The sequence below is a fragment of the Staphylococcus sp. AS1337 genome (assembly GCF_051408735.1).
Lineage (GTDB): Bacteria > Bacillota > Bacilli > Staphylococcales > Staphylococcaceae > Staphylococcus > Staphylococcus xylosus_B.
In genome coordinates this window covers 42,890-55,359 of sequence record NZ_JBOIHZ010000010.1, presented here as the reverse complement: position 1 = coordinate 55,359, position 12,470 = coordinate 42,890, and the positions used below count along the sequence as shown (strand labels likewise).

The window sequence follows — 12,470 nt, the reverse complement described above, 5'->3', positions numbered from 1 at the left end:
TTAAGGAGGAAATTACATGAAAATAGCAATTGGTGCAGACCATAACGGATACGATTTAAAAGAAGCGGTAAAAGAACATGTTGAAGCATTAGGGCATGAAGTTGAAGATTTTGGTTGTCATCAATGTGCAGAAACAGACTATCCAGATGTGGCAGCTGAAGTTGGTAAAAGCATACAACAAGGGAAAAATGCTCGTGGTATATTAATATGTGGTACAGGTATTGGTGTAGCTATAACAGCTAATAAATTAACAGGAATACGTGCTGCGTTAGCGCATGATTATTATTCTGCAGAGCGTGCTCAACTTAGTAATAATGCACAAATTTTAACGATGGGCGCGCAAATTATTGGTATAGAAGTCGCTAAGAAAAATGTAGAAGCTTATCTCAATGTAAGTTGGAAAGGTGGTTCTCAACGCAAAGTTGATAAAATTGATGAAGTTGAGAGAAACGAGTAGAACTAAATGATAAAAGGATTAGCTACAAAGAAATTTATTACTATAAATTTCTTTGTAGCTTTTTTAACGTTTTGATACCTGTACCTTAATATAAATGGCCCTTATCCTTTTTAAGAAGTTTGTAGAATTGTCACTGTAATTTTTAAAATATTATCCTATAATATCATTAAGGAGGATTATCTATGCGTAGAGTACTGTATGCTTTTTTAGTTTATACAATATTAGGTTTATTAAGTGGATTCTATTATCGTGAATTGACACTCGCTCATAACTTTACTGGAGATACACAACTCGTAGTTGTACATACACACACGTTAATCTTAGGTATGTTTATGCACCTTATTTTATTGCCTGTTGTGAAAATATTTAAGTTAGATAGTTATTATTTATTTAACTGGTTCTTTATTATTTATAACGTTGGTGTGTTGACTACGATAGGTATGATGTTTACGAAGGGGACTTATCAAGTTATTGGGCTTACTGTTCCAGATTCGTTTGCTGGCTTTGCGGGTATGGGTCATACTATTTTAACTGCAGGTTTTATACTGCTATTTTTCGTATTAAGAAATGCAATTATTAAGGATCCTAGAGATTAGTGAAAAGAGTATTAAATATCAACTCATTAAAGTGAATTTGAAACAGAACTATCATTTAAATTTAAATGCATTTTTTTGAACTTAATGAATTATATGATAAGAGGGGTGAAATCAACAGTCGGATTTCACCCCTCACTTTTTTGTGAATCAACTTTATGAAAAATTATTTTATATTCATTAAAGCTTTATAGAAAATATCACGTTGTTTTTCTAATGAAATAGGATCATTATACTGTGTAACAGTAACGTCAAACTTAATTATGTTTTTATTTTTTACTGCGGATAAATTACGCCAGTAATTAGTATTTTCAAATGAAGCATTTTGTTTGCCGTTTGTAGCAATAACTGCGAAATCACCTATATAGTCTGCAAAATTTTCTGGGTTAATTGGTGTAGCGAATTTATTTTTTGTGGCTTGTGCGAGTGCTTTAGGCTGCTTCATTCTATAACCATCATATAGAATTTCTGTGCCTCTACCCAGATGATCGCTAAAGGCCATTGTTCCTTTTGGTGTTTGCTGTAAGACAGAAATAGATTTTTCTTTAATTACTGGTTCTAGTTCTTTTCTATCTTTTGCCATTTGAGTATCCCATTCTTTAATCCATTGTTTAGCTTTCGATTCTTCATTAACTAAAGTAGCAAGCTTTTTAGTATTATCTTTATAATTAGATTTTTCTGCATTAAAAGCAACTGTAGGTGCAATTTTTTGCAATTTTTTAATATTTTTATCTTGGGTTGTAGTAATGATTAAATCGGGTTTTTGATGCGTAACTTGTTCTATACTAGTATTATCAATGCGTTTAATCCCTTGTGTAGAGTCATTTAATACTTTGTTTTTATTTACAAATTCTGGAATTGCGATTGGCTTATGACCAAATTTTACTAGAGCACCTACATAGGTAGGGTGTAAAACTACTATATTTATAGGGTTTTTAGGAATTTTGATTTCATTTCCGTTATCATCTTTAAATGTTTTCCCAGTGGACTCAAGGTTTGAATCTTCTTTATGGTTTGAATTATTTGTACCACAAGCAGCAGTAAATAAAATTAAAGAAATAAGGAGTAAAGTTAATTTTTTCATTGGTGAACATCTCCTAAATATAAAAATTGATTAATAAAATATTTTAGTTGATAATGATTATCAATTATAGCATAATGTATGTAAGATACAAGTTAATTTTGGGAGGGTGCTTTATGGATGACGTAATTATAATTGGTGGTGGCCCAGCAGGGTTATTTGCTAGTTTTTATTCAGGATTAAGAGGGATGAACGTCCGTATCATAGATATTCAAGACAAACTTGGGGGGAAGATGCATGTCTATCCAGAAAAAATTATATGGGATATTGGTGGATTAGCACCGAAACCGTGTTTTGAAGTTATTCAAGACACAGTTAGACAAGGTCTACATTTTAATCCTGAGGTGAATTTAGAAGAACGTGTAATTGATATAAGAAAAATTGCCGAACAACATTTTGAGGTTGAAACGGATAAAGGAAATGTATTTGAAGGAAAATCAGTGATTATAGCGATTGGCGGAGGTATCATTAATCCTAAACAATTAGATATCAAAGATGCAGAAAGATATAAATTGACTAACTTACATTATGTAGTGCAGTCTTTGAAAAAATTTAAAGATAAAAATGTATTAATTTCTGGTGCCGGTAATTCAGCTTTAGATTGGGCTAACGATTTAAGTGGTTATGCTAAAAGTGTTACGCTCATTTATAGAAAAGCTGATATTAAAGGCTATGAAGCAATGAGAGATAAAATGGAGCAATTGAATGTTGAAAAATTACCGAATACACATATATATCAACTTATAGGTGACCAAAGACAAACACAAATTGAAAAAGTGATATTAGAGAATATTGAAACAGGTGAGCAAACGGTAAAAGCATTTGATGATGTGATTATCAGTCATGGTTTTGATAGAGAAAATACATTGCTAGAGGCTTCTTCAACTCAAGTTGACATGTTTAACGAGTACAGCATTAAAGGCTTTGGCAATACTTCTACGAGTATTGATGGACTGTATGCATGTGGTGATATTATATATCATGAAGCAAAAGCACATCTCATTGCAAGTGCCTTTAGTGACGCGGCTAATGCTGCAAATTTGGCTAAGCTTTATATTGAACCCAAAGCAGCTGCAGAAGGTTATGTATCAAGTCATAATGATGTCTTTAAAGAATCAAATAAAGTAGTTATGAAGAAATATTTATAATATAATTTTTAGGAGAAAATAATAAATGGTTGAGATAAAGCATGAACCACCAACTGTTGAAGACTATAGAAATTTACGTAAAATAGCTGGACTGAGCGAAAAATCCCGAGAAGCTGCTGAAAAAGGTATACCTAATGCATGTTTTAATGTCACAATCTATGATCAACAGGCGTTAATAGGTATGGGAAGAGTGATTGGTGATGGTGGAACGGCGTTTCAAATCATTGATATAGCAGTTAATCCAGTATACCAAGGTCATGGTTATGGAAAAGAAATAATGACACATATTATGGATTATATTAAAACTGAGGCTGAATCGGGAACATATGTCAGTTTAATAGCTGATTACCCTGCAGATCAGTTGTATGCACAATTTGGATTTATTACTACAGAACCCAATTCTTGTGGTATGTATTTCAAATATTGATAAGTAAGCGTAATTTATAGTTTGTATTTTGAATATAATAACTGAGGAGGCTGGGACAAATTAATTGTCTCAGCCTCCTCAAATGCTATATTGTCAATAACTTAAGTTATTGGTTCTTTATTATGTATGAACTGAGTTCTCACTCAAGCTCATACATTGCTAATTGCTATTTCGTTTCTTCTATATTTGCATTTGCAGCATTTGTTCTAGAACGTAAATCTGCTTCAATTTCTTCTAAACTACGGCCACGTGTTTCTGGTAAGTATTTGATTACAAAGATTAAGGCACAAATTCCAATCGCAGCAAAGATTAAGAATACTTGTTCAACTGATAATACTTCCGTCAAAATTGGGAAGAATTGCGCAACTAATAAGCTACCAATTGATAATACAAGCGCTGCGACACCAGTTGCGGCACCACGTGCACGCATTGGGAATAATTCAGGTAACATAACCCAAAGTACGGGCCCCCAAGTAAACCCAAAGAATATAATGAATAAAGTTAAACAAGCTACGATAATCCATGCGGATGATTGAATACCAATTGTCCAAATTAAGACAGCCATAATTAGTAGCGAAGCTACCATACCAATGTTACCAATTACTAATAGACGCTTACGATCAATTTTATCAATAATCATAATAGCGACAATTGTAATTAATACGTTCACGGTACCAATTCCTACTGTGCCTAAAATGGAAGTAGCATTACCTAAACCAGCTTTATTGAAAATAGTAGGTGCGTAATAAATGATTGCATTAATTCCTATTATTTGTTGAAGTAACGCAAAGATACTTCCGATAATCAGCGTTGGTCGTAACCATGGTGATTTTAAAACATTCCATGTGCTTTCAGAAATACTATTAATTTCTTTCATATCTGCAATTTCTTTATCGATTTCACTATCTTTAAACGTTAATTTCATCACATCACGAGCTGCTTTTTCACTTCTGTGCTCAAGTAACCATCTTGGACTTTCAGGCATAAATGCAACACCAATTAACAAGATAACAGAAGGCACGATTGCAAGTCCTAGCATCCATCTCCAACCTTCTATTGGTGTGAACGCATAGTTGATTAAGTATGAAGATAAAATACCAATTGTAATCATTAATTGGTTTAAAGAACTTAATGAACCACGTTGTTCGGTAGGCGCCATTTCTGATAAATAAACTGGTACGATAGCAGTAGAACCACCTACAGCTAAACCAATGACTAGACGACCGATAACTAGTATAGGCATGGAAGGGGCTGAGGCTAATATTAAAGCACCGACTATGTAAATAATTGCTATAATAAATACAACACGTCTACGCCCCAATCTATCAGACATAGGTCCACTAGCACCTGAACCAAATATTGCCCCAACTAACATAGACGAAACTACAAGACCTTCAGTAAAACTATTTAAAGGTATATCATCTCTTATAAATAATAAGGCGCCAGATATTACTCCCATGTCATAACCATAGAGTAAACCTCCCAATGCACCAAGGAAAAAGATGAGTTTTTTATTTACTTTTATTCCCATAAAAACCCTCCTGAATGTTTTCGATAAAGATAAGTATACGCTTACATATTTTACTTGTAAATATTAAAGTATAAGATTTTTATTTATTATTATCTATTTATATGAGATGTAATTCTTATTTATATGTATAAAAATGCGAGGTTATATTAATCTTAATAAAATGAAAAAGAGCGTGAATATGAAAACAAATTTTAGAGTTTGCTTTCATATTCACGCTCTATTAAAGAGTGACAATTTATCAATTGTTTATAATTTGAAACATTACTATAGATTCATTTTATGCTTCAAAGTCGATGACTATGCGGCCAGAATTTTCATGTTCAAGTACTTGTTTAATACTTGATTCAATCTCACTGAATTTAATAACTTGTTTGATGTCATGTAATTGGTCTGGTTTTAAGTCTTTTGCTAAACGACGCCATATATGTTTGCGTTGTCTCATTTCAGTATAAACTGAATCGATACCTATAATGCTAGTACCTCTTAATATAAATGGAAATACAGAACTATCAAAGTTTGTTCCGCCAGTCATACCTATTAAAGCAACACTGCCATCATAGTCTAATTGTTTAATGATTTGTGATAAACTTTCGCCACCGACTGGATCTATAGCACCTTGCCAAGTACGTTTGCCAAGTGGTTTGCTATCACTTTCTGAAATACGAGGTATTACTTCTTTTGCACCTAAAGATTTAAGTTGTGCTTCAGCGTTTTGTTTACCGGTACTAGCAACAACATCAAAGCCTATTGAGTCCAACATCATTACTGCAAGTGTTCCTACACCACCTGTTGCGCCACGTACAAGTACGTCTTCTTTTTCTACAGATAAACCATTATGTTCTAACTTTTCGATAGCTAAACCTGCTGTATAGCCAGCAGTTCCATAAATCATAGCTTCTTCAAGGGTTAAATCTTTTGGTAAAGGTACAATCCACTCTTCTTTAACACGTGCGTATTCACTAAAACCACCAAAGTGGCTGATGCCTAAGTCATATCCAGTGATAATAACTTCGTCACCAGCTTCAAAAGCATGAGTATCGGAATGTTCTACTACGCCAGCTAAATCAATACCTGGAACCATTGGGTATGATTTTACGATTTTTGAATTTTCCACTGTTGCAAGTGCATCTTTATAATTGATACCAGAGTACTTAACTTTTATAAGTACCTCGCCCTCTGGTAAATCATTTATTGATAAATCTTTATATTTGTTAGTTACTTTGCCGTCTTGTTCATCGACTACAAAAGCTTTAAATGTTTCAGTCATTGCCAAATGGCACTCCCTTATGTATAAATTTACGAACAATTAAAAAACTAGAACTACTTTATCATGTAATTGAATATTACACAATAAGGCTAAACTATACGTTTTTTAAGTAAGCGCTTTAAATTAAAAACAATTTAATTTTTGTAGGAAAAAGTAAGTGATTATAAAAGTATTATTATTCAATAGTAAGATAAGAAGTGTTTTAGTATAATTGATTTCAAAGAGAGAACAAAGTAGGGGGAGTAATATGGTGACTCAAATTGAATTGGTAAAATCTAATGAGCTAGAACAATTACGTCAACTTAGTATCACTACATTTAAGGCGACATTTGAAGAGGGTGGTTACACTGATGAAGATTTCGAGCAGTATTTTAATGAAGCTTATAATGTAGAACAACTAAATAAAGAATTAGAAAATGAATCATCTTTTACTTATTTTTATAAAGAAAATGAAGAAATAGTAGGATATTTTAAATTAAATATTAATCAAGCCCAATCAGAAGAAAAGGGGAATGAATATCTCGAAATACAGCGCATTTATTTTTTACCAAAATATCAAGGAGGTGGACGAGGAAAACACGTCTTTGAATTCGCAATCGAAAAAGCGCGAGAATTAAAGAAAACTAAAATTTGGTTAGGCGTATGGGAGCATAATAAACAAGCGCTTAATTTCTACGAAAAGCAAGGACTGCGTGTTACAGGAGAACATCACTTTTATACTGGTAATGTAGTAGATATAGATTTAATTATGGAAAAAGAAATTTAGAAATAAAGTTCTTTTAGATACTTTGTGACATAATTTAAATATGTTATGGAACTATATAAAGTTGAAAAATATTTTGAGTTTGTTAAATTTATATATTTTTTTTTTAGGATTTTTCATTAAAGATGTTTATTGCTAATTTTATAGTGAATAATAAACTAATTCTCAACCAACCTCTTGGGGAATGATATACATAGATACTAACCATTAGGTTGTGAGTATTAAAAAAATAAGGAGGTTTTTCTATATGAAAAAATTATTAGTAGGTTTTCTTACTTTATCTTTAGCACTTGCAGCTTGTTCAAATGGTAATGATGATGACAGTAGTAAAAAGGACGATAGTTCAAAAGACAGTCAATCATCTGATGACAAATCAAAAGATTCTAAAAAGGATGACAAGAAGAGTAATGACAGCTCTGACAAAGATTCAGACAAAGACTCAGGCAAAGATTCAGACAAAGGCTCAGACAAAAACAAAGATTCAGATAGCAAATCTAACAAAGATAGTGCTTCAGGTGATGGTGCTAACAATAATGGAAACAATTCTGACAGTTCATCAACTGATGATAATAGTTCTTCTAATAGCAATGGTAGTGCCTCAAGTAATAGTTCTAATTCAGATGGTAACAATGGATCTAGTGATTCGAATAGTGGAAATAACACATCGACTTCGGGAAATAACGACAATGTGAATAGCGATAATGCAAATAGTAGTGACAATGCTAGCAATAACGCCAATTCAAATAATAATGCATCAAATTCAAGCGTATCTCAGTATGTTGCTCCTTATCAAGGACAAAATGCTGTACCAGTAGCGCAAAATATTACATCTGGTAACGTAGATCCACAAACTGCATTACAAAGTTTACCTAACTTCCAAAATTCATTGGACAATGCTACTGCTGAAGTTAATTCATTAAATGGTCAATCTAATCCATTCAATGACTACGCTATTGAAGGTAGCGAAGGGAACTATAGTTATATCTTTAGTTTCCAAAATCAAGCACAACCAGGAACATATACAATTGCTACAGTAGACCAGCAAGGTACAGTTAGAATAGTAGATCCTGCTTACCAACAATAAAAATAAAATTATAAAGTAAGTGAATGGACATAAATGCCCATTTTCAAAATAAGAAAGCTAATCAATTTAGGTTAGTATTCAGAGTATATACAATTGTGTGTGGGTGAGAAGGTATGAGTGAGAGGCCGGTGTCTCTCACTCATATTATGCCCGTCAGCTCTTGCATGTAATAAAATTTAATAAAACAATGAAAACGTCAATTTCTATTGAAATAATATAGAAATTGACGTTTGTTTTTTACTTAGGAGCTTTATGTCTCATGTAATTTTTAACATGTATTAGTATTAGTGCAAAGTAATCAAATAGTTGAATATTATATTTTACCTAGATTTAGTACATTTATGAATGATATGAGAAATAGTTTCAAAAGCATGGTTATCTTTATTTACAAAAGAATCATCATGTATATCTTTCATTTGATGGCTTATTAAATCGTTGAGTAACGCTTTGGCATCGCTGTAGCGTACTGTAGATAGAGCGTGCATCACTTCTTCATAAACACCACGTTCAGAAACATATTTGTCGTGATTTGGTGTATATTGACAGACTGTTTTATCAATAGTTAATGCATCAAAAATAATCGATGAATAGTCAGTTAAGACAATATCTGAAATCAACAGTAAATCTTGAACTTCTATATGAGAAGGCGCAATAATTGCATTCTCCGGAACGTAGTTAGAATTATCTTCAATATGCCCTTTAAAAATAACATTGTATTTATTCAGAAGCCCATCGCTTATTGGTAATAAATCAGATTCGTCATAATCTATACGCCAAGTAGGTGCATAAAGTAATGTTTCCTTTTCTGGGTTTAATTTCAATTCTTTTTTGATAAATGAAATATAATGATGATCAGATTGTTTATCTAATAAATATCGAACCCTTGGATAACCACAATTTAATATATGTGTTTGTTGCTGGGGAAAAGCAGTTTTAAAATAATCAATAATCGCTGAACAATCACAAATGAAATAGTCTTGTTGTAACCATTTATTATATTTACGTGCGCGATAATTATAAATATTTAGGTTTTGAGTTGGTTCAGGACTATCTAAAAATAGTTTTTTTATAGGCGTACCATGCCAAAGTTGTATAATGGTTCCGTTTGGTTTTAATGAGTCTGGTATATAACTTTCTAATATTACAACTTGTGCACTTTCGATAAGTGATTTCGCTTTTGGATCATCCGGTTTAATAAAATTAGGCCCGTTTACATCATTAGTAATAAAATAGATAGGTAATTTAGTAAAGTGTTTCGCAAAGTGATTAAATAAATAACGAGAATTACCACGGAAACCATAATCAAAACCTAAGAAAACTATATGATTTTTAACTTTAGACTTGTCTTTTTCATAAATATAACTTGCTTCACGATGCTTCTTGTAAAAATGTTGTTGAAGCATATGATAAAACCAATGGGGTAATTTAAAACCGGTATTTTTTAAGCATTTATCTGTAAAGCGCAATTGCTCAGGTGCGAGCGTTTCACTATTTTTAAATGGCACAGCGTGTTTATGTTCATATGCCAATTTGTTAAGGCTAAATTTAGTTGTGTTTAATGGCGTTAATTTATGAATTTCACTCCAAATATAGTCACTTGTAATAAATGTGGATTCAAAATTAAAAACAACATGACTATCTGTAGCGATATCATCTTGTAATAGAGAAATCAGTGATAAGTCAAAAATATTGCTAATTTCAAAATGTTTTAAGATGTTTTGTGTTGTTTCTATATGGAAAATAACATTTGGGAAGTAGTTAATATTTTCAATCCAATCATTGAAAGTAATTTCTGATTTCCCAAAATAGCGGCAGTCGTTGACGTATTGTTGTTGAACTGTATAGTCTGTTACAATCGGGCAAGGTTTTAATTCAACGGCCTCAAGCATATGTTGGTATATTTCAATATGGTCATTAATTAATACAAAGTGTGAATAACCTTCTAATGTTGCCTTTTCCAATTCAGACTCTAAAAGGTGCAACGCTGTAATTTCAATTTGTTTTATCATTTGTATACCTCTACTTAATAGTTGTTTATACTATTTTATCATGTAAAGAACCTATGACAAAAGAATCCCTTGTAAACTGAAGTGTATAAAATTAATTGTTTTAAAACTTCAAATTATTTAAAAATGACTTTTTGAATTTATAAAATAGGGAAATCTTTAATGGGGAAGAATTAATTTTTAAAAATTTATTGTAATTAGGTAAAAAAATGTTATAATCAAATTGTGAAAAAAATCACATATAAGGTTCTTCAATGCCAAATAAAAATAGAAAATGGAAGTGAGTCAAAATGTTTGTAGAATCTTTTAACCCCTTTGGTAACATCTTGTTATCAACATTAGTAGCAGCAATACCTATAGTTTTATTTCTTTTATGTCTAACTCTTTTTAAGATGAAAGGTATTTATGCTTCATTAACAACCGTAGTTGTTACACTTATTATTGCCATGCTATTCTTCAAACTACCTGTGACGATAGCATCGGGAGCAGTCGTTGAAGGATTTTTCCAAGGTATTATACCAATTGGATATATTGTAGTTATGGCAGTTTTACTTTATAAGATTACGAATAAAACTGGCCAGTTTAATACGATACAAGATAGTATTTCTAGTATTTCACAAGATCAGCGTATCCAATTATTGTTAATTGGTTTTGCGTTTAATGGCTTTTTAGAAGGTGCAGCAGGTTTTGGTGTGCCAATTGCAATTTGTGCATTATTACTAACACAGTTAGGATTTGGTCCATTACAAGCAGCAATGCTTTGTTTAATAGCTAATGCGTCTGCAGGTGCATTTGGAGCAATTGGTTTACCTGTCACTGTTATTGACACATTAGGTTTACCAGATAATATTTCAGGAATGGCAGTTTCCCAAATGTCAGCATTAACATTAGTATTTATGAATCTGTTAATACCATTTTTATTAATATGGATTATTGATGGCTTTAAAGGTATTAAAGAAACCTTGCCAGCTATTTTAATTGTTGGTGGTACTTTCGCAGTATTACAAGGTTTAATTACTGTATTTATTGGACCTGAATTGGCCGATATTATACCACCATTAGTTTCAATGTTAGCTTTAGCTTTATTCTCGAAAAAATTCCAACCGAAAAATATCTTTAGATTGAAAAAAGATGAAAAGCCTCAAGCAATTACAAAACACAAGCCTAAAGAAATAATATATGCTTGGAGCCCGTTTGTGATTTTAACTGTGATTGTAATGATATGGAGTGCGCAAAGCTTTAAATCACTTTTCGCTCCAGATGGTGCATTATCTTCATTTGTCTTTAACATAACGCTACCGGGAACTTATAGCGACATTGCAAATAAAGCAATCACATTGCCGTTGAATATAATAGGTCAAACCGGAACAGCTATTTTACTTGTAATTATTATTACAATTCTAATGTCAAAAAATGTTAAATTTAAGGATGGCATAGGACTATTTAAAGAGGCGTTTAAAGAATTGTGGTTACCAATTATAACGATTTGTTTTATCTTGGTAATATCTAAATTAATGACATACGCTGGGCTAAGTAGCGCAGTAGGTGAGGGTATTGCAAAAACAGGAAGCGTTTTCCCATTATTATCTCCAATATTGGGGTGGATTGGCGTATTCTTAACAGGTTCTGTTACAAATAACAACTCATTGTTTGCGCCAATTCAAGCAGCAGTTGCAAATAATATTGGTGCTAGTGGTGCTTTACTAGTATCAGCAAATACTGTTGGTGGTGTGGCTGCTAAATTAATATCACCACAATCTATTGCGATTGCGACAGCTTCTGTACAACAAGTCGGGAAAGAATCTGAATTGTTGAAAATGACATTACGCTATAGTATTGCTTTACTTATATTTGTATGTATCTGGACATTCTTATTACATTTATTCATGTAATAATTTGTTACAAATAAAAATACTCCTCAATTTAGTAAATGTATCTTAATTTATGAGGATAAATTAAAAACACGCTCGTTAAATTCATATCACAATGAATTTATACGAGCGTATTTTTATGAATTATTAATATTGGACGTGCTTAAAGTACATATTTTAAGTATTGAATATATTACTAGGAGACTTAGCAAACCTTTGCATTACTTCGTTTTTGAAAATAT

General features: G+C 31.9%; 11 protein-coding genes. 7 read left to right on the top strand and 4 right to left on the bottom strand.

Features of this window, described 5'->3' with window-relative positions; genetic code table 11:
- Positions 1-16 precede the first annotated feature (16 nt).
- Positions 17-457, top strand: a complete 441-nt coding sequence (gene rpiB / locus ACSUE0_RS12965) for a ribose 5-phosphate isomerase B (RefSeq protein WP_436957656.1) — start codon at positions 17-19, stop codon at positions 455-457.
- A gap of 182 nt (positions 458-639) precedes the next feature.
- A complete protein-coding gene (locus ACSUE0_RS12960; protein ID WP_017723240.1) occupies positions 640-1,053 on the top strand; it encodes a DUF2871 domain-containing protein in 414 nt (137 codons plus the stop codon).
- A 163-nt stretch (positions 1,054-1,216) separates the two neighbouring features.
- On the opposite strand, the gene ACSUE0_RS12955 is transcribed toward ACSUE0_RS12960, so the two are convergent.
- Positions 1,217-2,134, bottom strand: coding sequence for an ABC transporter substrate-binding protein (locus tag ACSUE0_RS12955; RefSeq protein ID WP_436957654.1), 918 nt, complete (start codon positions 2,132-2,134; stop codon positions 1,217-1,219).
- A gap of 113 nt (positions 2,135-2,247) precedes the next feature.
- Between ACSUE0_RS12955 and ACSUE0_RS12950 the strand changes: the two genes are divergently transcribed.
- Both ACSUE0_RS12950 and ACSUE0_RS12945 read left to right on the top strand, forming a co-directional pair.
- The gene (locus tag ACSUE0_RS12950; RefSeq protein WP_436957652.1) at positions 2,248-3,279 is read left to right on the top strand and encodes an NAD(P)/FAD-dependent oxidoreductase; all 1,032 of its coding nucleotides are present in this window, start codon (positions 2,248-2,250) and stop codon (positions 3,277-3,279) included.
- Between the two features lie 25 nt (positions 3,280-3,304).
- Positions 3,305-3,706 carry a GNAT family N-acetyltransferase gene (locus tag ACSUE0_RS12945; protein ID WP_436957650.1) on the top strand — a complete coding sequence of 134 codons (402 nt, stop codon included), beginning with the start codon at positions 3,305-3,307 and terminating at the stop codon, positions 3,704-3,706.
- A gap of 166 nt (positions 3,707-3,872) precedes the next feature.
- Here ACSUE0_RS12945 and ACSUE0_RS12940 read toward each other — a convergent pair whose 3' ends face one another.
- Both ACSUE0_RS12940 and ACSUE0_RS12935 read right to left on the bottom strand, forming a co-directional pair.
- Positions 3,873-5,237, bottom strand: a complete 1,365-nt coding sequence (locus ACSUE0_RS12940; protein WP_182475150.1) for a sugar porter family MFS transporter — start codon at positions 5,235-5,237, stop codon at positions 3,873-3,875.
- 277 nt (positions 5,238-5,514) lie between these two features.
- Positions 5,515-6,504, bottom strand: coding sequence for an acrylyl-CoA reductase family protein (locus tag ACSUE0_RS12935; RefSeq protein WP_119613841.1), 990 nt, complete (start codon positions 6,502-6,504; stop codon positions 5,515-5,517).
- A gap of 247 nt (positions 6,505-6,751) precedes the next feature.
- Between ACSUE0_RS12935 and ACSUE0_RS12930 the strand changes: the two genes are divergently transcribed.
- Both ACSUE0_RS12930 and ACSUE0_RS12925 read left to right on the top strand, forming a co-directional pair.
- The gene (locus ACSUE0_RS12930) at positions 6,752-7,270 is read left to right on the top strand and encodes a GNAT family N-acetyltransferase (RefSeq protein ID WP_119613840.1); all 519 of its coding nucleotides are present in this window, start codon (positions 6,752-6,754) and stop codon (positions 7,268-7,270) included.
- A gap of 244 nt (positions 7,271-7,514) precedes the next feature.
- Positions 7,515-8,351, top strand: coding sequence for a hypothetical protein (locus ACSUE0_RS12925; protein ID WP_436957647.1), 837 nt, complete (start codon positions 7,515-7,517; stop codon positions 8,349-8,351).
- 320 nt (positions 8,352-8,671) lie between these two features.
- Here ACSUE0_RS12925 and ACSUE0_RS12920 read toward each other — a convergent pair whose 3' ends face one another.
- Positions 8,672-10,360 (bottom strand): CDP-glycerol glycerophosphotransferase family protein, encoded by a 1,689-nt coding sequence (locus ACSUE0_RS12920; protein WP_436957645.1) that lies wholly within the window; start codon positions 10,358-10,360, stop codon positions 8,672-8,674.
- A gap of 287 nt (positions 10,361-10,647) precedes the next feature.
- On the opposite strand from ACSUE0_RS12920, the gene ACSUE0_RS12915 reads away from it, so the two are divergent.
- A complete protein-coding gene (locus ACSUE0_RS12915) occupies positions 10,648-12,249 on the top strand; it encodes an L-lactate permease (RefSeq protein ID WP_119613837.1) in 1,602 nt (533 codons plus the stop codon).
- The last annotated feature ends 221 nt before the right edge of the window (positions 12,250-12,470 follow it).

Coding starts and splice junctions, on each gene's coding strand:
- rpiB (WP_436957656.1), top strand. CDS start 17: ATGAAAATAGCAATTGGTGCAGACCATAACGGATACGATTTAAAAGAA.
- ACSUE0_RS12960 (WP_017723240.1), top strand. CDS start 640: ATGCGTAGAGTACTGTATGCTTTTTTAGTTTATACAATATTAGGTTTA.
- ACSUE0_RS12955 (WP_436957654.1), bottom strand. CDS start 2,134: ATGAAAAAATTAACTTTACTCCTTATTTCTTTAATTTTATTTACTGCT.
- ACSUE0_RS12950 (WP_436957652.1), top strand. CDS start 2,248: ATGGATGACGTAATTATAATTGGTGGTGGCCCAGCAGGGTTATTTGCT.
- ACSUE0_RS12945 (WP_436957650.1), top strand. CDS start 3,305: ATGGTTGAGATAAAGCATGAACCACCAACTGTTGAAGACTATAGAAAT.
- ACSUE0_RS12940 (WP_182475150.1), bottom strand. CDS start 5,237: ATGGGAATAAAAGTAAATAAAAAACTCATCTTTTTCCTTGGTGCATTG.
- ACSUE0_RS12935 (WP_119613841.1), bottom strand. CDS start 6,504: ATGACTGAAACATTTAAAGCTTTTGTAGTCGATGAACAAGACGGCAAA.
- ACSUE0_RS12930 (WP_119613840.1), top strand. CDS start 6,752: ATGGTGACTCAAATTGAATTGGTAAAATCTAATGAGCTAGAACAATTA.
- ACSUE0_RS12925 (WP_436957647.1), top strand. CDS start 7,515: ATGAAAAAATTATTAGTAGGTTTTCTTACTTTATCTTTAGCACTTGCA.
- ACSUE0_RS12920 (WP_436957645.1), bottom strand. CDS start 10,360: ATGATAAAACAAATTGAAATTACAGCGTTGCACCTTTTAGAGTCTGAA.
- ACSUE0_RS12915 (WP_119613837.1), top strand. CDS start 10,648: ATGTTTGTAGAATCTTTTAACCCCTTTGGTAACATCTTGTTATCAACA.